This is a genomic window from Floridaenema fluviatile BLCC-F154, assembly GCF_041929135.1.
GTDB classification, from domain to species: Bacteria; Cyanobacteriota; Cyanobacteriia; order Cyanobacteriales; family Aerosakkonemataceae; genus Floridanema; species Floridanema fluviatile.
Genome location: NZ_JBHFNS010000093.1, coordinates 236,845 through 256,784, shown reverse-complemented (window position 1 = coordinate 256,784; position 19,940 = coordinate 236,845). Strand labels below are relative to the sequence as shown.

General features: G+C 41.9%; 20 protein-coding genes and 1 tRNA gene. 14 read left to right on the top strand and 7 right to left on the bottom strand.

Annotation, left to right across the window (positions count from 1 at the left end):
* Positions 1-5: 5 nt before the first annotated feature.
* The 3 genes from ACE1B6_RS28110 to ffh form a co-directional block, all read right to left on the bottom strand.
* Positions 6-428 carry a KH domain-containing protein gene (locus ACE1B6_RS28110; RefSeq protein WP_459563114.1) on the bottom strand — a complete coding sequence of 141 codons (423 nt, stop codon included), beginning with the start codon at positions 426-428 and terminating at the stop codon, positions 6-8.
* On the bottom strand, positions 391-651 hold the full coding sequence (gene rpsP, locus ACE1B6_RS28105) for a 30S ribosomal protein S16 (protein WP_413260600.1): 261 nt from the start codon (positions 649-651) through the stop codon (positions 391-393). Before rpsP ends, ACE1B6_RS28110 begins: the two co-directional genes overlap by 38 nt.
* Positions 652-893: 242 nt before the next feature.
* Complete coding sequence (ffh, locus tag ACE1B6_RS28100; RefSeq protein WP_413260599.1) at positions 894-2,357, bottom strand: signal recognition particle protein; 1,464 nt, start codon at positions 2,355-2,357, stop codon at positions 894-896.
* Positions 2,358-2,605: 248 nt separating this feature from the next.
* On the opposite strand from ffh, the gene hpsL reads away from it, so the two are divergent.
* From hpsL to aroF, 12 genes are all read left to right on the top strand, one after another.
* Complete coding sequence (hpsL, locus tag ACE1B6_RS28095) at positions 2,606-4,297, top strand: hormogonium polysaccharide biosynthesis protein HpsL (RefSeq protein ID WP_413260598.1); 1,692 nt, start codon at positions 2,606-2,608, stop codon at positions 4,295-4,297.
* Between the two features lie 6 nt (positions 4,298-4,303).
* The gene (locus ACE1B6_RS28090; protein ID WP_413260597.1) at positions 4,304-5,422 is read left to right on the top strand and encodes an acyltransferase family protein; all 1,119 of its coding nucleotides are present in this window, start codon (positions 4,304-4,306) and stop codon (positions 5,420-5,422) included.
* A 34-nt stretch (positions 5,423-5,456) separates the two neighbouring features.
* Positions 5,457-6,452: a hormogonium polysaccharide biosynthesis glycosyltransferase HpsN gene (hpsN, locus tag ACE1B6_RS28085; RefSeq protein ID WP_413260596.1), complete on the top strand. Its 996-nt coding sequence runs from the start codon at positions 5,457-5,459 to the stop codon at positions 6,450-6,452.
* Positions 6,453-6,500: 48 nt separating this feature from the next.
* Entirely contained in the window at positions 6,501-7,676 is a 1,176-nt protein-coding gene (gene hpsO / locus ACE1B6_RS28080) for a hormogonium polysaccharide biosynthesis glycosyltransferase HpsO (RefSeq protein ID WP_413260595.1), read from the top strand.
* Positions 7,677-8,846 carry a hormogonium polysaccharide biosynthesis glycosyltransferase HpsP gene (hpsP, locus tag ACE1B6_RS28075; protein WP_413260594.1) on the top strand — a complete coding sequence of 390 codons (1,170 nt, stop codon included), beginning with the start codon at positions 7,677-7,679 and terminating at the stop codon, positions 8,844-8,846. It begins immediately after the preceding gene.
* Between the two features lie 230 nt (positions 8,847-9,076).
* Complete coding sequence (locus ACE1B6_RS28070; RefSeq protein ID WP_413260593.1) at positions 9,077-10,054, top strand: tetratricopeptide repeat protein; 978 nt, start codon at positions 9,077-9,079, stop codon at positions 10,052-10,054.
* A 133-nt stretch (positions 10,055-10,187) separates the two neighbouring features.
* Positions 10,188-10,937, top strand: coding sequence for a sucrose-phosphate phosphatase (locus ACE1B6_RS28065; RefSeq protein ID WP_413260592.1), 750 nt, complete (start codon positions 10,188-10,190; stop codon positions 10,935-10,937).
* Complete coding sequence (gene ruvA / locus ACE1B6_RS28060) at positions 10,934-11,569, top strand: Holliday junction branch migration protein RuvA (protein ID WP_413260591.1); 636 nt, start codon at positions 10,934-10,936, stop codon at positions 11,567-11,569. Before ACE1B6_RS28065 ends, ruvA begins: the two co-directional genes overlap by 4 nt.
* Positions 11,570-11,689: 120 nt before the next feature.
* Positions 11,690-13,342 (top strand): alpha-amylase family glycosyl hydrolase, encoded by a 1,653-nt coding sequence (locus ACE1B6_RS28055; protein WP_413260590.1) that lies wholly within the window; start codon positions 11,690-11,692, stop codon positions 13,340-13,342.
* A gap of 117 nt (positions 13,343-13,459) precedes the next feature.
* Entirely contained in the window at positions 13,460-13,729 is a 270-nt protein-coding gene (gene rpsO, locus ACE1B6_RS28050) for a 30S ribosomal protein S15 (protein WP_413260589.1), read from the top strand.
* 5 nt (positions 13,730-13,734) lie between these two features.
* Complete coding sequence (locus ACE1B6_RS28045) at positions 13,735-14,232, top strand: PAM68 family protein (RefSeq protein ID WP_413260588.1); 498 nt, start codon at positions 13,735-13,737, stop codon at positions 14,230-14,232.
* A gap of 216 nt (positions 14,233-14,448) precedes the next feature.
* Positions 14,449-15,507 carry a 3-deoxy-7-phosphoheptulonate synthase gene (gene aroF, locus ACE1B6_RS28040; protein ID WP_413260587.1) on the top strand — a complete coding sequence of 353 codons (1,059 nt, stop codon included), beginning with the start codon at positions 14,449-14,451 and terminating at the stop codon, positions 15,505-15,507.
* Positions 15,508-15,665: 158 nt separating this feature from the next.
* On the opposite strand, the gene ACE1B6_RS28035 is transcribed toward aroF, so the two are convergent.
* The 3 genes from ACE1B6_RS28035 to ACE1B6_RS28025 form a co-directional block, all read right to left on the bottom strand.
* Positions 15,666-16,019, bottom strand: a complete 354-nt coding sequence (locus ACE1B6_RS28035; RefSeq protein ID WP_073595053.1) for a DUF1257 domain-containing protein — start codon at positions 16,017-16,019, stop codon at positions 15,666-15,668.
* Positions 16,020-16,131: 112 nt separating this feature from the next.
* Entirely contained in the window at positions 16,132-17,658 is a 1,527-nt protein-coding gene (gene ycf46, locus ACE1B6_RS28030; protein WP_413260586.1) for a stress-responsive protein Ycf46, read from the bottom strand.
* A 115-nt stretch (positions 17,659-17,773) separates the two neighbouring features.
* On the bottom strand, positions 17,774-18,127 hold the full coding sequence (locus tag ACE1B6_RS28025; protein ID WP_413260585.1) for a slr0373 family blue light stress response protein: 354 nt from the start codon (positions 18,125-18,127) through the stop codon (positions 17,774-17,776).
* A gap of 330 nt (positions 18,128-18,457) precedes the next feature.
* Here ACE1B6_RS28025 and ACE1B6_RS28020 point away from each other — a divergent pair.
* A tRNA-Cys gene (locus tag ACE1B6_RS28020) sits at positions 18,458-18,528 on the top strand.
* 243 nt (positions 18,529-18,771) lie between these two features.
* Entirely contained in the window at positions 18,772-19,626 is an 855-nt protein-coding gene (gene rnhA / locus ACE1B6_RS28015) for a ribonuclease HI (protein WP_413260584.1), read from the top strand.
* 145 nt (positions 19,627-19,771) lie between these two features.
* Here rnhA and ACE1B6_RS28010 read toward each other — a convergent pair whose 3' ends face one another.
* Positions 19,772-19,933 (bottom strand): hypothetical protein, encoded by a 162-nt coding sequence (locus tag ACE1B6_RS28010; RefSeq protein ID WP_413260583.1) that lies wholly within the window; start codon positions 19,931-19,933, stop codon positions 19,772-19,774.
* Positions 19,934-19,940: the final 7 nt, after the last annotated feature.

The window sequence follows — 19,940 nt, the reverse complement described above, 5'->3', positions numbered from 1 at the left end:
TAACTTTAGCGGGGTCGGAGTCTATGAGAAGACCTCGACGGACTAGGGTGACGGGGAGAAGGTCTTCGCCCCATCTCTCTAGTTGGTGGCCCACTATCATGTTCTGCTGGTGTCCCGCCATAAATATCCAGGTAAACCGATTGTCCGGCTAATTTCGCTGCTGCGGCAATTACCGCTCGGATTGCCTGAATATTGCGTCCACCGCGACCAAAAACCCGCCCTTTATCTTCCCCTTCAAAAGCCAATCGAATCCAGACTCTTGGTCTAGTCGAGGAAATTTCGCAGTCTACCTTTAAAGAATTAGGCGACTCCAAAAATGGCTCAAGGAGGAATTTCACAAGTCCGGGATAATCAGGGCTTGTGGCTGACAAGGACTGAGGAGAACCATTATTATTCGGTAACTGGGGCACGTAGCTGCTCGAAGACATTAGCTTTTTGGAGGATGCTGCGAACGGTATCGGTAGGTTGAGCGCCTTCTTTGAGTCGTTTGACGATCGCTTCTACATTCAGCTTAGTTTCGTCGGTACGAGGATTATAGAACCCTAATTCTTCAATGGGACGGCCATCACGACGAGATGTACTCAGTGCCGCTACTATCCGGTAGCTGGCTTCCCGCTTTTTGCCGTATCGCTTCAATCGCAATTTGATCATTTTGGAAAACTAATTTGCACAATTCTGACTAATCTACAATTGTACTTCTCTAAGTAGGTCAATTGGGTAAATCTTAATGAAGGAAATGGGGACTGGGGACTGGGGACTAGGGACTGGGTAAGTTTTGAGTTTTGAGTTAGGAAGAGTTGGAAAGTTTTAAGTTTTGAATTCTCCTCCCCTCTGCCCCTCTGCCCCTCTGCCCCCCAGTCCCCAGTCCCCAATCCCCAATCCCCAGTCCCCACTTATAATTGACCAAAACCTTTCTTCTTTTTATCCTTCTTCGGCTTCTTCTTACCACCGCCTCCGCCGTGACCACGCCAGCCCGGAGGTGGTTGCCGATTCCCAAAAGGACTCATTCCGCCGCCCATTCCTGGCATACCCATTCCCGGCATACCCATTCCTGGCATTCCACCTTGTCCCATTTGCTGCATTAAAGCACGCATTTTTTGGAAATCAGCTACCAACTTAGAAACTTCGGTTTCTCGGTATCCTGAACCGCTAGCAATGCGTTTGCGCCGACTGGGAGAAGAAGCTAATAATTCCGGTTCCCGTCGTTCTTGGGGAGTCATGGAATTAATCATTGCCTCAGTTTGCTTGAGTTTCACCTCAGCTTCCCGCAACTGTTGATCGGAAATTTTCGGCATTCCGGGCAACATTTTTAATAGTCCCCCGAAAGATCCCATATTTTTCATCAATCGCATTTGCTTGAGGAAGTCGGTAAAGTCGAACTTAGCCGAGAGGATTTTTTCCTGCATCTTCTCAGCATCGGTGAAATCGATCGCCTCCTGCGCCTTCTCCACCAAAGTCAACACATCACCCATCCCCAAAATCCGGGAAGCCATCCGGTCAGGGTAAAAAGGCTGTAAAGCATCAACTTTTTCCCCAGTACCGACAAACTTAATCGGTTGACCAGAAACTCGCCTTACCGAAAGCGCCGCCCCACCTCTGGTGTCACCATCCAGTTTAGTGAGAATCGCACCCGTTACCCCAATTTGTTCGTGGAATGTCCGAGTCAGCGTCGCCGCCTCTTGTCCCGTCATCGCATCCACAACCAACAGCGTTTCATCAGGTTGCACGGTTTGTTTAATCCGGGCTAACTCTGCCATCATCTCTTGGTCAATTTGCAAGCGTCCGGCAGTATCGATAATTACCGTATCAAAACCTTCCGCTTTTGCCTTTTCCACCCCTTGACGGGCAATTTCTACTGGGTCGGCATCTTTCCCCAATTCAAAAACGGGTACTTCAATTTGTTGACCTAATGTTACCAACTGATCGATCGCCGCTGGACGATATACGTCAGTAGCTACCAACAAGGTAGAACGATTCTCTTTCTTTAAATATAAAGCCAACTTAGCCGTAGCCGTGGTTTTACCCGTTCCCTGCAAACCCGCCATTAACACAACAGTGGGTTTGGTTTTCGCCTCTGCTAAAGGAACATTGCTTTCCCCCATCACAGCTACCAATTCGTCATGAACGATTTTGATAAACTGTTGGTCAGGGCGTACCCCAGCAATTACTTCTGCGCCTTGGGCTTTGGTTTTCACCTCAGCCACAAAATCTTTGACTACTTGCAGGTTGACATCTGCTTCTAGCAAGGCGCGGCGCACTTCCTGCAAAGCTTCTTGAACATTACTTTCGGAAATGCGGTCTTGTCCCCGTAACTTTTTCCAGGCACTTTCTAAACGATCGGCAAGCGCATCAAACATAAATCTCTTAATTCTCGGTTACTTATTACCTTATCAATTGGTGATTGTTGATGGGAATTTGGGCAGTCTTAATTAAGGACTGTTATTTAGCAATGGCTTGACTGGTCGAGTCTTGTCCTGAGTGCTATAACAGTATCCGCAGGTGCATTCATCAATCTAAAGGAAGTATTTAACTATTTTGCGATCTTTTGGCAAAGCGATCGCACTCCTAACTCAAAAATCAAACAGCAGTCTATTTCACTGCCATCATGCCTAAGCCCAAATCTAAGTCAAAATCCAAACTAAAATCTCAGCGAAAATCTAAACAACAGACTGCTACTCCCGAAACTCCTCAACTTAGTTTAAAGGAGCAACTAGCACTTAAGCGCCAAGCAGCCAAAGCCAGACAGGAATTTATTAGCTTGGCTAGTTCTACCTTTTTTGGTTCCCTATTTTTAGGATTATTACTTTTTCCGATCGGTGGCCCAAAAGCTACTGCGGGAGTCACTCTCGGCATTACTTCTCTGGTTCTTTCCTCGAAATACCCCCGCCAAGCACTTTGGGCTTTCCTAATCTATATGCCCTTTGGCGGTACTGTGGTCTATGCGCTAGCAGGTGGTAATGCCATCTTTCAATTAGCCAAAGATGCTTTCTTTATTCCGGCAGCATTTAGCATTTATCAAGAATATAGTCGCAAAAAACAACTATTCATAATTCCTAAAGCTATCAGAACCCCATTTTTTATTATTTTAGGTTTATCTATTCTGACTCTTTTAGCAGTCAACCTGCCGCAGCAATTTGCCCCCCTATGTGCTAGTTTGCCACGAGGAGTAAAAGTAACCTGTAGAAATGGTCAACCTATCATTATGGGCTTATTGGGTCTGAAAGCACTATTGGGTTATCTTCCTCTGATTACCTGTGGTTACTATCTGATCCGAACTAAAAAAGAATTACTATTTTTGACTCGCCTCAACGTAGTTCTAGCTCTGATCTGTTGTATCTTAGGCTTGATTCAATACCAGTTTCTCAGCAGCGGTAGATGTGAAGGAACTAGGGGACTATCTGGAGAAGATTTGTTTAAGGCTACTCTAGATGCTAGGTGTTTAGTCGGTGGGGCGCTAGTCTTTAGCCCAGATGTCGGTATGATTCGCTTACCTGGGACTTTTGTCTCTCCTTGGCACTGGGCTTGGTTCTTGATTTCTAATGCTTTTTTAACTTATGCCACTGCTTTTAGCGATCCTTCTCCTCTTTGGCGAATGGCGGGTTTAGCTGGTATGGGGGTGGTGATTATCAATTCTTTCATCTCTGGTCAAAGAATTGCTCTGGCTCTTGTTCCTGTAGTATTTATAATTTTGTTAATTCTCACTGGACAAGTAGCCAATCTGAAACGTTTTATACCTATTGCGATCGGCATAGGTGTCTTAGCAGCTATTGGCTCGGCTATGTTCCCTGATGTAGTCCAAGAAAGAATTGATAGCTTTGTTGGGCGTTGGAATGCTTCTCCTCCCACTGAGTTTATCGCTCATCAAGCTGAGTTTACTTCTAAGGGACAAAGCGGCATTTTCGGTTCAGGAATAGGTAGGGCAACTAACTCGGCGCGTGCTTATGGTGCGGATGCTTTGATTGAAACTTATTATCCTAAGTTGCTCTTTGAACTTGGGCCTTTGGGAGTAATGGGATTTTTGGGCTTAGTTACTGCTATTACCTATGTCACTTTCAAAACTTATCGATCGGTAAAGGAACCGAATTTACGCAGTTTTGCCGCCAGTTTTTGGGTCTTCATTTTGGTAATTAGTTATAACACCTATTGGTATCCATTAGATACAGACCCAGTGGCAGTTTATTACTGGTTTATTATTGGTGTACTTGTAAGATTGCCGGAAATTGAACGTCAAGAAAAGGAAAAATTGTTACCGGAAATACCAATTAAAGATAAGCAGAAAAAACGTCGTAAAGTATAAAATTTTATGTCTACTAATAATTTAGCAAAAAAACGTTGGGATTGGATAGATTATACGAAAGGGTTAGCGATTTTAGGCATCCTTTTGTTTCATTTTTTTCAAAACTATCCCGATCGCATCCCTTTAGTTTCCCTGTTAGATAGCCTTGGCGCTAAAGTAGGCTATGCCGCTGTGGATATCTTTTTTGTTATGGCTGGCTTTAATACTAGTTATGCTTTAGCTGCGATCGCGAAAAAGAATCAACTAAGTGAAATTACTACTAATTGGATTCCTTGGTTACAAAAGCGATTAGTCCGACTTTACCCAACCTATATTTTGGCAGTACTAGTTACTTTATTACTTTATTCTTTATTCAAAGACATCGAAATCAAATCAATTACAGATGGGATATTAATTTTCTTTGGAGTAGCAAGCTATAAAACATTTCGTGTATTTAATCCGGGCTTCTGGTTTTTCTTTGTAATTTTGCAAGCTTATTTAGTTACACCGCTAATCTTTAAAGTCTGCCAAAATAACCCAACTAAAATTTTACTGCTAGGCATCGCGTTAGGCACATTCAATAAACTGCTCTGTCTAATCTTTATCCAAGATTCCGACACTTTTATGGTTTTCCTGCAAAATAACTTTCTAGGTAGTTATTTTTTCCAGCTTTGTTTAGGCTTGTATTGGGGATTTATTTACAATAACCATAACTCTTTTAGGAAGGTAGATTTTACAGTAACAAGCATTATTTTTGTCCTTGGCTTAGGTCTTTACGCCGCTTTAGCTGTTGCCGGAGTAGATATAATATATATGCTGGGCTTTGATATGTTATTTACTCCCTTTTTCTTCATAGCTTGCTATTGGTTGTTTGACAAGGGAAGCCAATCAAAGTTGTTAACAAAAGGTTTATCTTTACTCTCTTTGATGGGAATCTATTCCTACCAAATTTATCTGGTACATCAACCTTTGTATTTTGTCTTACTGCCCTATTTAACTAAACAAATTAATCTCAACTCTTACTTGAAAATTCTTCCCGTACTGCTGATTACGATAGCTGTATTAACAGTTTATGTAATCGCCTTTATCTATTTGGATAATTTCTTAAGCAAAATTTTCGGTAAATTGCTGAAAAAACAAGCTTAAACTAATTATAAAACTGTAAAAGGAAAATAAAAACATGAATTTCCCTCCAATCTCAGTAGTTATTCCTACATATCAACGTGAAGAAGCTTTGCGGGCAACGATCGCAGATGTCTTAAAACAAGACTACCCCAATTTTGAAATCATTGTAGTCGATCAAACTAAAACCCATCAACCAGAAACTCAAACTTATTTAGAAGAGTTAGCTAATAACGGTAAAATTCACTGGTATCGTCTAGATTGGGCAAGTTTACCAGGGGCGAGAAATTATGCAGTTCGGCGGGCAACTGGAGATATTATTTACTTTATTGATGATGATGTGGAAATGCCAGTTGATTGTTTAAAAAATCATGCCCGTAACTATATGGAAAAACCCGAAATTGGGGCAGTAGCGGGGAGAGTTTTCGATCGCATGAAATTGGCAGACTCCCAACGAGAAAAACCAGATGAAGCTTATACAATTGAATATTTACCACCGCAAGCAATGGACCCTGGAATTGCTTGGTATTACATTGATTTAGTGCATACAACAAAACCGCAACAAGTGATTACGGCAAGAGGTTGTAATATGTCTTTTCGGCGGGAAATTTTCAGCAAACATGGGTTGTATTTTGATGAAAGATTTCGCGGTAGTGCGGTGCGAGAAGAGTCGGATTTTTGTTTAAGATTGCGAAGAACAGGTTATAAAATTTGGTATGACCCAGAGGCTTATTTGGTACATTTGGGAGAAGAAACTGGTGGATGTCATGATATTAGTACGCGATCGCTAAAATATCAACTCACTTTCTACCACAATCATTTCTTAATGGGCATGAAAAATCTCACAATTGACCAACAATTAAGACTATTTTACCGTTTATTTGATTGTCACGTACTAGGTCGCCCACCTTGTCATAAAAGCGGTTCAGCATTAAAAATTATTACTCGTGCCGGATTTTACAGTTTAGGCTTTTTTAAAGCTTTAGGTACAGTAATTCAATCTACTTGGAATAAAGGACAAATCTACACCAAACAAGATTTGGTTAAAGAGTAATAGGTTCTTCTATTAAGACAAAAAACAACAATAAATTATCCAAAAAATATGAGAATTCTAGTTGCTAGCCATACTTATATTGTTGACCTGAATCGCGAGAAATTAAGAGAATTATCTCGATTAGAATCAGGAATCGAAGTCACAGTAGTTACTCCTAAAATTTGGCAACCTGGAGGAGTGCAAAATAAAACAATTGAAACTCAGCCTTTACAAGAAGGTTCTTTCCGGGTAGTACCAATTTCTAATTTTAGCAAAAACAACCAAGGTTTGTTAACTTTTGGCGCAGATTTGATTCCTTTGTTACGCGAATTTAAACCAGACATTATTCAAGTTGAACAAGGTTCCAAAGCTTTAGCTTATGCTGAATTTATTACTTTGAATAAACTGCTGGGTTTAAAGGCAAAAAATGTCTTTTTTACTTGGTGGAATCTTCCTTACAACTTAAAATTTCCCATTTCATTACTAGAGTCTTACAATCTTAAAAATACTCATGGCATAGTTGTTGGTAACAAAGATGGGGTAGACATTCTACGAGAAAGAGGCTACAAAGGGCCAATGGTAATTATGCCGCAACTGGGTGTTGATGAAAGTTTATTTAAGCCGCAAACTCAACCGGAATTAGCCAAGGAACTAGGAATTCAAGAAGGTGATTTCGTCGTCGGTTTTGTCGGTAGATTTGTGGAAGAAAAAGGTTTACTTACATTAGTGGAAGCTTTAGCAAATTTAGCGGAGAAATCTTGGAAATTGTTATTATTAGGACGTGGGCCTTTGCAGTCAAATTTGTTGGAAATAGCGGCGGAAAAAGGAATTAAAGGAAAGTTGATTTTGGTGGAAAGTGTGCCGCACGATCGCGTTTACCAATACATCAATTTAATGCACACTTTAGTATTACCATCTCAAACAACTTATCAATTCAAAACCTTAACTGCTGCTGGTTGGAAAGAACAATTTGGTCATGTTTTAATTGAAGCAATGGCTTGCCAAGTTCCGGTAATTGGTTCTGATTCGGGAGAAATTCCTAATGTAATTGGTGAGGCGGGGTTAGTATTTCCTGAAGGCAATGTTGGGGAATTGCAAAAATGTTTAATCAACCTAATGGACAAGCCAGAATTAAAAGAGAAATTGGCGAACTTGGGTTATGAAAAAGCTATGAATCAATACACCAATAAAGCTTTAGCTAAGCGAATATTAGATTTTTACAAACAAATAACTGATAACAATTAAATGCGAATCCTCCAAATTATTCCCTCTATTTCTCTAGTTTATGGCGGCCCTAGTCAGATGGTTTTGGGTCTTTCTAATGCTTTAGCAAAAGCTGGAATTGAAGTCACGATTCTGACTACAAATAGTAACGGAGATACTGGACAACCGCCTTTAGATGTGCCTTTAAATTGTCCGGTAGAACAAGATGGTTATCAAATTCGTTACTTTCGTTGTTCTCCATTTCGCAGATACAAATTCTCTTTAGATTTGCTGCAATGGTTAAATGAAAATGCCAAAAATTATGATTTAGCGCATATTCATGCTTTATTTTCTCCAGTGTGTTCTGTGGCAGCAACTATTGCCAGAAACCAAAAATTGCCTTATATTTTGCGACCTTTGGGAACTCTCGATCCGGCGGATTTACAGAAGAAAAAGTTTCTCAAACAAATTTATGCTGCTTTCTTAGAAAAACCTAATCTAGCTGGGGCTTCTGCGATTCATTTTACTAGTTTGGAAGAAGCTAAGGTTTCCGAAAGATTTGGGGTGAAAACTAAAGATTTAGTGATTCCTTTAGGGGTGAATTTGCCAATTCTGGAAAAGTCAGAAACCGAATTTGCTAATTTGCCGTCTCCGGTAATTTTATTCATGTCCAGAGTCGATCCGAAAAAGGGTTTGGATTTACTAATTCCAGCTTTGCAAAATTTGGCAAATTCCGGGATTGATTTTCATTTTGTGTTGGCGGGATCGAATCCGCAAGATCCAGAATATGAGGCGAAAATTCGATCGCAAATTTCCACTGCCTTAGCAAACAAAGTAACGATAACAGGTTTTGTCACGGGCGATCGCAAAGTTTCCCTCTTACAAAATGCCGACTTATTCGTATTGCCATCTTATTACGAAAATTTCGGCATTGCTGTAGTCGAAGCAATGGCAGCAGGAACACCTGTTTGTATTTCTCGCGGAGTTTACATTTGGTCGGATATTTTGGCTGCGGAAGCTGGCTGGGTGTGCGATCGAACTGTAGAATCTCTAACAGAAACATTGCATTTAGCACTTCAAAATCCAGCAGAAATTCAGCGAAGAGGACTAAAAGCAAAAGAATTAACCATGAAAAATTATAGTTGGCAAGCAATAGCCCAACAAACAATTCAAGCTTACCAAAATATTATCTCTATTCCAGCCCAATTCTGATAAAAATCTATCCCTAGCAAGAAGTCAAACTAGCAGATTTAACATTAAGTAACCAACACGCAATTTAGATTGTAAATTCGATCGCAATGTGATTACCAATCAAACAAATAAAAATTTTTTGGCAAACATTGCTCAAATAAAGTGCTAAACCCTGATATCCTATTGGGCAACAATGTTAATCTCAATCAAGTCTAGGCTTATACTGACTACCAAGCCGATTGGTTACAAACATGAAACTCATTCACCAATCAATCACAATTTTAGGTATTGTTACTTTTCTGGGTAGCATCTCCTGTTTAGATGTCAATGCACAAACAAAACCTACCCAGAGAGAATCCAATCCAACTCAGGAAGAGTTAGAGAAACCAACTTCTGGAGAGTCGGAAAAGCCTTCCCTTTCTCCTAGTTCTACCCCTAGAGAAACCCAAGTGGTTCCCGCAACACCAGAAGTTCCCGCAGGTTCCTCTACAAATACGCCAACTCCAACTACGGAAACTACTCCTGCGCCCGGTCAAGCAACTCCAACTACGGAAACTACTCCTGCGCCCGGTCAAGCAACTCCGACTACGGAAACTACTCCTGCGCCCGGTCAAGCAACTCCAACTACGGAAACTACTCCCAAGCCAGGGGAATCGCAGATCTCAGCGGAGGAATATTACCGTCAAGGTGCAATTAAAGCCGAACAACGGCAGTACAAAGAGGCGATCGAAGATTATACTCAGGCAATTAAGTTAAAGCCTGATTATGCTGAGGCTTATATCAAGCGTGGTATTGCCCGTTATTTTTTAAAAGATTACCAAGGGGCGATCGATGATAGTACCGCAGCATTGAAGATAGATCCCAATAATGCCAGGGCTTTGACTAATCGGGGCAATGCTTACGATGATTTAGGTCAACATGAAAAAGCCCTTGCTGATTACAATGAAGCGGCACGCATTGACCCAAAAGATGCCAAAGTCTTTTACAACCGCGGCATTGCTCATAATAGAATGAAAAACGATCGAGCAGCGATTCAAGATTATACTCAGGCAATTGAACTGAGAGCAGATTTTGCGGAAGCATTCTTTAATCGCGGTGTGACTTATTACAATTTGAAAAATAATCAAGCCGCAATTAAGGATTTCCAACAAGCAGCAGAACTGTTTAAACAACAGGGAAATACTAAATCTGCTACTCAAGCACAAGAGGCAGCGCAATCGCTTCAATAACGGTATCGGCAAACCCGTACCTAAAGAAACATGAAAAATCAAAATGAAAAGTTAAAAATTGAGGTGCAAATCTCTTTTTTTAATTTTTCATTTTGTATGTTTGATTTAGGTAATATTTCATCTAGAGGTCAATATGGCTAAATTTTTATTTGTTACTGACTTGGATAATACTCTAGTGGGCGATGACCAATCTTTAGCAGAACTTAACCAAAAGTTAAAACAACATCGTCAAGAGTATGATACCAAGATTGTTTACACTACGGGGCGATCGCTAACCCTCTACCAACAACTAACAGAAGAAAAAAATTTGCTAGTCCCAGATGCTTTAGTCACTGCTGTTGGTACAGAAATTTATTACCATGTCGATAATGACCCAGACCCCTCTTGGTCAGAAAAAATGATGGTCGGCTGGGATCGGGAATTAGTAATTAACACCGCTTCTCATTTCGCTGATTTGACTCCGCAACCAGAAACCGAACAACGCCCTTTCAAAGTTAGTTATTTTCTCGCAGAAATTGTAGCAGCAGATGTCCTTTCTGAGCTAGAAGATTTATTACAAAAACGCGGCTTAAATGTAAGATTAATTTACAGTGGCAGCAAAGATTTAGACATTATTCCCCGACGCGGTAATAAAGGCGCAGCAATGCAATTTCTCCGTCAACATTGGGATATTTCGCCTACTCAAACCGTAGTTTGTGGTGATTCAGGGAATGATATAGCTTTGTTTAGTATGGATCGAGAAAGGGGCATAATTGTTGGTAATGCCCAACCGGAATTATTACGCTGGTGTGAAATTAATCCGGCAGATTACCGTTACCAAGCTAAATCATATTACGCTGCCGGAATTTTGGAAGGTTTATATTACTTTGGTTTCTTTAAATGATTGCCTATCTGAAAGGATCGATCGCAGGCATTTTTAAAGTTAGTGGCAATCGCTGGACGCTAATTTTAGAGGTGAATTCTATAGGTTACGAGTTACAAATTCCCTCATATTTCGCTCAGCAATTGCCCGAAGTTGGCGCAACAATTCAAGTTTTTACTCATTATCAAGTTAAAGAAGAACAAGCGGTTTTATATGGCTTTAGTTCCCCAGCGGAAAGAGACTTATTTCGTCAGTTAATTAGTGTTAGTGGCATTGGGGCGGCGCTGGCGATCGCACTTTTAGACACACTAGGATTACCAGATTTAGTCCAAGCAATTGTTACCGGAAACATTCGCGCCTTAACTAAAACTCCCGGAGTTGGCAATAAAACCGCGGAACGCATGGCTTTAGAATTAAGAACTAAACTATCTCAATGGCGTACAGAAACCGGACTCTCTAAAGCTATTCCCTCCGGCCCTGACGCAGCAATCATCGAAGATGTAGAAATGACTTTGTTAGCTTTAGGGTACACTCACAACGAAGTAGCAAAAGCCATAAAAGCTGTCAGTGAAGATGGTTTAATCGCTAAAAGTAAAAACGCCGAAGATTGGATTAGAAGTGCGATATCTTGGTTAAGTCAAGCAATTGAATAATAATTAGTTCTCTCTTTAGAAGGATACGCAACAAGTCAACTTATTTCTTGCGGCTGATTTTAGAAATGAGATTTAAATTGGAGAATACCCTTGTAAGCATTTTCTAACCAAATAATTACTATGACTAGTTTAATTGAATTTAAACTATTTGCTCCTTATAACCAAGGTGCAGCCTTAATCGGTTCTTTTTCCAACTGGAAAGAAATCCCAATGGAAAAAGGCAAAGATGGTTTCTTTCGCACCAAAGTAGAACTGAAAGATGGAAGTTATCATTATAAATTTCGGGTTCAATCTCAATCATGGTTTTTAGAACCAGACCAATGGGTAGATATTGTCGATCCTTATGCCACAGACATAGATAATTCTACTCAAAACGGCATAGTTCAGATTAAAGACGGCGAAAAAATTGTTGATACTTATGTTTGGAAACATGATGACAAACCTTTACCACCAGATCATGCTTTAGTAATTTATGAAATGCACATAGCAGACTTTTCTGGGGGAGAACCCGATCGATATGTCAGAGGTAAATATAAAGACGTAATTGATAAATTGGATTACCTTTGTGATTTGGGAATTAATGCGATCGAACTAATGCCAGTTAAAGAATATCCCGGCGATTATAGCTGGGGATATAACCCCCGTTACTTCTTCGCCACCGAATCCAGCTATGGCACAACCGCAGAATTAAAATCCCTAATAGATGAATGCCATGCTAGAGGAATTAGAGTATTGATGGACGGGATTTATAATCATTCCGAAGCATCAAGTCCCCTAACCCAAATTGACCACGATTATTGGTACCATCACTCACCCCGCGACCCCGATAATAACTGGGGCCCAGAATTTAATTACGAACACTATGACGAAAATTACCAATGCTATCCCGCCCGTTGGTTCATGGGTGATGTCGTGCGATATTGGGTAAGAGAATATCATCTTGACGGCATTCGTTACGACGCAGCAAGACAAATTGCCAACTACGATTTTATGCACTGGATTACCCAAGAAGCCAAAAAAACCGCTGGTGCAAAACCATTTATTAACATAGCCGAACACATCCCTGAAACTACCAGTATTACCAACATAGATGGCCCAATGGACTCTTGTTGGCATGACAGTTTTCGCGCTTGTATTGTCGAACATATTTGCGGCGACACTTTCGATTTAGAACGTCTCAAAGATGCCTTAGACTGCAAACGCCAAGGTTTTATGGGTGCAACAAACGTCGTTAATTATTTAACCAATCATGACCACAATCATGTAATGGCAGAATTAGCAGACAGAGAAATATTTGATGAGGCAGCATTTAAACGCAGAAAATTAGGCGCAGTTTTAGTAATGTCTGCTGTCGGAATTCCTATGTTGTGGATGGGAGAAGAATTTGGTGAATACAAATATAAAACTATTGAACCCGCAAAAATTGAATGGAGTTTATTAGGTAATGAGTTAAACCAAGACTTATTTAATTACATCAAGGGATTGATTAATCTACGCAAAAACAATCATGCCCTTTACACAGAAAACATCGACTTTTTCTATGAAAATGCCGACGATCGAGTATTAGCTTTCTGCCGTTGGAATGGCGAAGGTTCTCGCATAGTTGTTGTCGCCAATTTCTCTGACAATTTCCTTGGCGAGTACCAAATTCCTAATTTTCCAGCTAACGGAACTTGGCACGAATGGACTTACGACTACGACACAGAAGTTAACGAAGATACTTTAATTACCGACTTAGGTGAATACGAAGCCAAAATCTTCGTGTGGCATTAAGGTTCGTTGTAAGCACTTCAGTGCGATAACGCTGAAGCGTTTACAACAAACTGATTAACCATCAGTCAGCTGTGATAATATAGTAGACTGCTGAATTAATTAAAATACATTTCATTCATGGCCCTGACTCAAGAGCGTAAACACCAACTAATTACTGATTACCAAGTCCACGAAACCGATACAGGTTCTGCTGAAGTGCAAATTGCCATGCTAACCGAACGGATTAACCGCCTCAGCGAACACCTGAAGTCTAATCAGAAAGACCACTCCTCCAGAAGAGGATTGTTAAAACTGATTGGTCAAAGGAAACGCCTGTTGTCGTACATTAATAAACAGGATAAAGAACGCTATCAAGCTTTAATTGGTCGCTTGGGCATTCGTGGTTAAAAAATATGTCCGGGGAATCTAAATCCAATCAAGAATCTGGTCGTAATCCGCAGGATGCTTCATCAGGTAAGGAACGCTTACCTTTTGAGCCAAAAAAGAATCGGAAAAAAACGCCAAAAAAAACACCTGAAAAGGTGGTGGAGGCGAAAAGCCAAGCTGCAACGAAAACTAGTGCTAAAGAGCAAACAGAAATCCCAGCTGTTGTCAGCCAAAGAATGCTGCGGCGGATGGGATTATTTTCTGGTATTCCTACAGTTTTTGGCATTTCCACATTCATTATTAGTTATTTTGTGGTAATTCATGCTTGGTTCAAACTGCCGAATATTGCAGTCGTGCTAGTCAGCATGGGCTTTTTCGGTTTAAGTGTTTTGGGGTTAAGCTATGGCGCAATCTCAGCATCTTGGGACGAAGAGAGACCAGGAAGTATTCTGGGTTGGCGAGAGTTTACCACCAATTTTGGACGTTTGACGGAAGCATGGCGATCGGCAAAGCAGAAAAACTAATCTGAGATTAGCCCTGCTAAACCGAAAATTTCCTTAAAATCGAGTAATTGCCAGGATTATAAATGATCGGCCGTACTTAAGGATGAAGTGTACTGGCACTGCTTAGTGAGTTAAAATTTGATTTTTCTCTGAAAACTTTAGCCTTTCACCTTCATCCAGAACTAGCGGCTACCTAAGTTTAAGTAAAACCCAAGTGAGTTAACAGGAAATTCTCCCATGATTGTAGTAATGAAAGTCGGCTCACCAGAAGGCGAAATTGCCCGCATTAGCGAAGAATTACGCAACTCGGGACTGACACCAGAACCAATTTTCGGTAAGCACAAAGTAGTAATCGGTTTAGTTGGCGATACAGCTGAGCTAGATCCTTTACAGTTGCAGGAACTTAGCCCTTGGATTGAACAAGTCCTGCGGGTAGAACAGCCTTTCAAACGGGCGAGTTTGGAGTACCGTCACGGAGAAGCCAGCGAAGTACCAGTTTCTACTCCTAATGGCACGGTTTACTTTGGTTTACAGCATCCTTTGGTAGTAGTGGCTGGCCCTTGTTCCGTGGAAAATGAGGAAATGATTATTGAAACTGCACGGCGAGTTAAAGCTGCCGGGGCGCAGTTTCTCCGGGGTGGGGCCTATAAACCGCGGACTTCTCCTTATGCTTTCCAAGGTCACGGGGAAAGTGCTTTAGAATTATTGGCAGCTGCTAGACAAGAAACTGGTTTAGGGATCATTACGGAAGTCATGGACGCTGCTGAACTGGAAATAATTGCAGAAGTCGCTGATGTGGTGCAAATTGGTGCCCGCAATATGCAAAACTTCTCTTTATTGAAGAAGGTGGGCGCTCAAGAAAAACCTGTATTGTTGAAACGGGGAATGTCCGCTACCGTTGAAGATTGGTTAATGGCGGCAGAGTATATCTTAGCTTCTGGCAATCCGAATGTAATTCTTTGCGAACGGGGAATTCGGACTTTTGACCGTCAATACACCCGCAATACTTTAGATTTGGCAGTTGTGCCTGTTTTGCGAAAGTTAACTCACTTACCGATTATGATTGACCCCAGTCACGGTACTGGATGGGCGACTTATGTCCCGGATACGGCGAAAGCGGCGATCGCGATCGGTGCTGATTCCTTAATGATCGAAGTTCACCCCAACCCCGCTAAGGCGCTATCCGATGGGCCACAGTCTCTTACGCCCGATCGCTTTGACTCCTTAATGCAAGAATTGGCGATCGTCGGCAAAGCAATGGGTCGTTGGCCCCAAGCTATTGCCGCAGTTGCTTAAAGGCGCTAAAGCGTAACAACGTACCTGAACGAGAAAGGCCAGTCTTTAGACTGGCCTTTTTAATCCACAATATAATTCCATCTATCTGATCTGCTGTTGAGTAGAGAAACGGGCTAACATCAGCCGTTAACCCGTGAGCTTGGGAACGCGCAGAGCAATTATTTTTGCACTACTAGTTTGACATTGGCGTTTTGCAAACCACGTTGCTTAACTTCAGCCAAAGTCTTGTTCACAGCATACTTTTGATTGATAGAATTGATCAGTTCGGTTTGGTTGTGCTTCTTAGCAACGCCCCACAGGTCAGCGATCAAATCAAAGGTACCATCGCTGTTGCGAGACCAACCCAAATCATATTCGCCTTCGAGAACTGCAACCAAGTCAGCACGAACCCGCTGTCCATTGTAACCACGAACATCTGCATTGTTCTTCACAGAGATGCCCAGGTCGCGCAAAGAAGTTTTCAGGATTTCAGCGTCGGTGATTTTGGTACGCAGTGTGCTAAAGTGAGACATTGGGATTCCTCCTAGAGAAACTAGAAAACAAACAACAACATTTTGTTTTTTTTGGTCAGAAATTGCTAGCTTAAGCTAGCCTTTCATCCTGTTGGGAGCAGGAGAAAGCTTTTTAAAACTCCATTCGCTGATATTCAGCAACGGAGGCGGCAGCTGGTCTGGCACGCTGTCTCGCCCAATCTCGCAAGGCTGTAACTTGCTCAGTCATAGTGCGAGATAGAGGTTGCGTAGCCTTAATTGCAGCGATAATGTCCAACTGCGTGAATTCTCTTTCTTGGGCAAACGCTTCATACATTGCAGCGACTAGCGCCTGCTCAATTTCCGCACCAGAAAACCCATCAGAGACTTTTGCCAATTGATCGAGGTCAAAGCGGGCGACATCTCGACGGCGTTTGGTGAGGTGAATTTTGAAAATTTCTTGACGTTCTTCGGCGTTCGGCAAATCTACAAAGAAAATCTCGTCAAAACGACCCTTTCTTAAAAACTCTCCCGGTAAACGTTCTACTCGGTTCGCTGTCGCCATCACAAACACTGGAGAAGTTTTTTCTTGCATCCAAGTTAGGAAGGAACCAAAAATCCGACTAGAAGTACCACCATCCGAATCAGCAGAACCCGCACTTCCGGCGAAAGCTTTGTCTAATTCATCAATAAATAGAATGGCTGGAGAAATCGATTCTGCGGTCTTTAATGCGTTTCTAAGATTGGCTTCCGATCGCCCTACCATTGAGCCGTCATACACTCTACCCATATCGAGGCGCAACAACGGCAAACCCCAAAGACGCGAGGTAGTTTTGGCAATCAGTGACTTACCGCAACCAGGTACTCCGAGAATTAACATCCCTTTTGGTTGGGGTAAACCATACTCTCTTGCTCTCTCGGTGAAAGCATTCGAGCGTTGCATCAGCCATTTTTTCAGTTCTTCTAAACCACCTACCGCATCGATCGTTTCATCTTCTTCGATATACTCCAGAATCCCGTTGCGGCGGATAATTTGCTTTTTCTCAGAAAGTACGATGTCAACTTCTGCTTCGGTCAGGCGACCAGCTGTCACTTGAGCTTTGCGGTAAACTTTTTCCGCTTCATCTTTGGTTAGACCCAAGGCAGCACGTAATAGCTTTTCTCTAGCTTCCGTACTTACCTTTCTGCCTCGTCCACCTTGCTCTAGCTGCTGTGTCAATACCTGGTTCAGTTCTGCCATGTCCGGTAGCGGGAAGTCTAGAACCACAACTTCCTTTTCCAGCTCGATCGGAATGGTCTGCACCGGGGACATCAGGATAATGGATTTCTGAGTTCCCTTGAAGCTGGCGATCGCATCCCGCAGCCATCTTGTTGTCTGTGGATCGTTGAAAAACGGATGCAGATCTTTGAAGATGAAAATACTAGAATCTCGCTGGGGGTCTCGCTGCTGCCGATTCATTGCCCACTCGATCGCCGCTTGCGGTGAAACTGTGTTGTGCTGCACGCTGCGTGGTTGTCCAAATTCCACCATGCCTTGCGTTACTGTCCACACAAACACCCTTCTTTGGGGTCTCATCTGCGCGATGGTTGCGATCGCCTGCTCTGCCCGCTCTTCCTCGGAGGTTACGAGGTAGATCAGAGGATATTGAGCTTGTACTAGGATGCTGAGCTCTTCTTTCATTTCGCCACGACCTACTTATATCAACCGAATTAAAGAGACGATACAGACAGTACCAGAGTAATTATTTCCTGCTCTTATTGCTTGGGGCAATAATGTCATTATTTATTTATCGACTTTAGCAAGGAACTAATTCTTCAGCTTCTCCCTGTTGAGTAGATTCCTCTGTCACCGTTACCTTCTCAACTGAGGAAAGCTCCTCTTCTGGCAATATACCTGGCTGCTTTTTCAGGGAAGCTAACTCCCCTTGCTTCATAACTAGCGAACCCGTACACTCCGGACAACTGTAAACCCGATGCGTTTGCCCCTGAGCAGCTTCTATTTCTCCCACAATTTCTGGATTGTCTAAGTAGAAGATGATGGCTCTTTCAGCAATCGCTGACATCGGTTCTGAGTCAATAGCGGCTTTTATTTTGAGTTGACGATGCAGCTCTGGTGAAAGATACAACGTAACCTTTTGTTTGTCTTGCATAATTGACTCATTTCAGTTGTTCTACCCGGGTATGTGTATCAGACTATCGTTTGATTTTTGTGGTGTCAAGACATCAAGCCGCTATGACGGCAATATTGTTACATTTGTTTACAAATACTCGATTAACGGGGATGTCTACGAGGTAGTTCAACAGCCAGAAGACAGATCTAATCTACTTCTTAAGTAATATAGAGAATGAGCAGGATAATTTTTTAGAATTCTGATTGCGAAAAAAATGCTTTTTTGTCCCGTTTGAGATGGTAGCCAAATTCAGTCATAATTGAGTTGCTAAAGAAGTATTAGTTTGATACACTAGGAATTCCAAAAGATGGCGGCATAGCCAAGTGGTAAGGCAGAGGTCTGCAAAACCTTCACCCCCAGTTCGAATCTGGGTGCCGCCTTTGAATAGGAATAGGAGCGATCGCAATGACTAAGCAAGCGGATTTCCAGAAGCGATCGCTTGAGCAACCTACCGTAAAATTTGAGTTCGATCGTTTGCTTGGCTGAGAACCGCAAAGGGAACTAATCCAGGCGATCGGATTCAACTTCAGGAAGTGTAATAAAATAATTTCGCAGTTTTAGCACTTAGCGACTTAGTTGTGTTCTGATAGCGATCGCATTAACGAAGAATTCCGAAAATTTTGATGTCTTCCTTTCCTCGAATTAAAAGCATATACACCGATGGAGCCTGTAGCGGCAATCCTGGCCCTGGCGGTTGGGGCGTGGTAGTTTATTTTGCAGATGACTCCGTTTATGAAATGGGGGGCGCAGAAGCTCTCACTACTAACAATCGCATGGAATTACAAGCTGCGATCGCCGCCTTAGAATTCCTCAGCCAAACCGAGCAAAAACAACCCGTAACTCTTTATACTGATAGCGAATATGTAAAAAAAGGCATTACTCAATGGGTAAACGGTTGGAAAAACAAAGGCTGGAAAACCGCGCAAGGGAAAGCTGTACTCAATCAAGACCTCTGGGAAACGCTCGATCGACTAAACACGGCAAAAATTAACTGGCAGTACGTTCGCGGTCATGCTGGTAACATCGGGAATGAACGCTGCGACGAAATTGCCCGGAACTTTTCCTTGGGAGGCACTCCAACACTTAAACAACCGCCAACATTAGAAACATTTAGTTCGGCAACAACAGTCCAATCTGGTTACATAACGTTACAATCCAGTGAAGTACCCCCTGACCTTTCTACATTCAAATTAACTATGACCGATGCGACTATTTCTTCTACGGCTGAGACACTAGAAAGTTTGTCTGGTGAAGCTAGGGTCACGCAACTACGTAATTTAGTAGAAGTTCTGCATATTGCTGATGAAATTGCCACCAAAGGCTACCTAATCACCAGTTCCGAATTAGCAGACTTAATGGATATTCACACCAGCGCCGTTACTAGTCGAGGCGACAACTGGGTGTGGCGTAACTGGGTAGTATCAAGAGTGCGGCGAGAGGGTAATCAAATTCTCTGGCAATTAGAAAGAGTAGATTAATGTAAGAAGGCAGAAGGAAAGAAGCTTTTATAGTTAGCTTTTTATCTTTTTTTCAGCTGATTCAACTGATAAGTTATTTCTGCCTTACTGCATTATATAAAGATGTAAGATTGCTGAAGAAATCTGCAATCTTACATCTTTATATTTAGGCTGGTAATGCAACAGATGTTGAACCTGCGATCGAGCGATCTAATTGTTCTGTGGAACGAAGACCAATAATTTCTGCGATCGCTTGTGAATAAACTTGGTAAGCTTGTTCATCTAAGCAAACAAATTTAACCTGTTCAACATTGAAGTAGTTATTCAAAAACCTT

What these genes read in the sequence shown, in the direction of transcription:
- ACE1B6_RS28110 (WP_459563114.1), bottom strand. Translation starts at nt 428, where the DNA reads ATGTCTTCGAGCAGCTACGTGCCCCAGTTACCGAATAATAATGGTTCT.
- ACE1B6_RS28070 (WP_413260593.1), top strand. Translation starts at nt 9,077, where the DNA reads ATGAAACTCATTCACCAATCAATCACAATTTTAGGTATTGTTACTTTT.
- ycf46 (WP_413260586.1), bottom strand. Translation starts at nt 17,658, where the DNA reads ATGAAAGAAGAGCTCAGCATCCTAGTACAAGCTCAATATCCTCTGATC.
- rpsP (WP_413260600.1), bottom strand. Translation starts at nt 651, where the DNA reads ATGATCAAATTGCGATTGAAGCGATACGGCAAAAAGCGGGAAGCCAGC.
- ruvA (WP_413260591.1), top strand. Translation starts at nt 10,934, where the DNA reads ATGATTGCCTATCTGAAAGGATCGATCGCAGGCATTTTTAAAGTTAGT.
- hpsL (WP_413260598.1), top strand. Translation starts at nt 2,606, where the DNA reads ATGCCTAAGCCCAAATCTAAGTCAAAATCCAAACTAAAATCTCAGCGA.
- ACE1B6_RS28065 (WP_413260592.1), top strand. Translation starts at nt 10,188, where the DNA reads ATGGCTAAATTTTTATTTGTTACTGACTTGGATAATACTCTAGTGGGC.
- ACE1B6_RS28055 (WP_413260590.1), top strand. Translation starts at nt 11,690, where the DNA reads ATGACTAGTTTAATTGAATTTAAACTATTTGCTCCTTATAACCAAGGT.
- ACE1B6_RS28045 (WP_413260588.1), top strand. Translation starts at nt 13,735, where the DNA reads ATGTCCGGGGAATCTAAATCCAATCAAGAATCTGGTCGTAATCCGCAG.
- ACE1B6_RS28025 (WP_413260585.1), bottom strand. Translation starts at nt 18,127, where the DNA reads ATGCAAGACAAACAAAAGGTTACGTTGTATCTTTCACCAGAGCTGCAT.
- aroF (WP_413260587.1), top strand. Translation starts at nt 14,449, where the DNA reads ATGATTGTAGTAATGAAAGTCGGCTCACCAGAAGGCGAAATTGCCCGC.
- rnhA (WP_413260584.1), top strand. Translation starts at nt 18,772, where the DNA reads ATGTCTTCCTTTCCTCGAATTAAAAGCATATACACCGATGGAGCCTGT.
- ACE1B6_RS28035 (WP_073595053.1), bottom strand. Translation starts at nt 16,019, where the DNA reads ATGTCTCACTTTAGCACACTGCGTACCAAAATCACCGACGCTGAAATC.
- ffh (WP_413260599.1), bottom strand. Translation starts at nt 2,357, where the DNA reads ATGTTTGATGCGCTTGCCGATCGTTTAGAAAGTGCCTGGAAAAAGTTA.
- ACE1B6_RS28090 (WP_413260597.1), top strand. Translation starts at nt 4,304, where the DNA reads ATGTCTACTAATAATTTAGCAAAAAAACGTTGGGATTGGATAGATTAT.
- rpsO (WP_413260589.1), top strand. Translation starts at nt 13,460, where the DNA reads ATGGCCCTGACTCAAGAGCGTAAACACCAACTAATTACTGATTACCAA.
- hpsP (WP_413260594.1), top strand. Translation starts at nt 7,677, where the DNA reads ATGCGAATCCTCCAAATTATTCCCTCTATTTCTCTAGTTTATGGCGGC.
- hpsN (WP_413260596.1), top strand. Translation starts at nt 5,457, where the DNA reads ATGAATTTCCCTCCAATCTCAGTAGTTATTCCTACATATCAACGTGAA.
- hpsO (WP_413260595.1), top strand. Translation starts at nt 6,501, where the DNA reads ATGAGAATTCTAGTTGCTAGCCATACTTATATTGTTGACCTGAATCGC.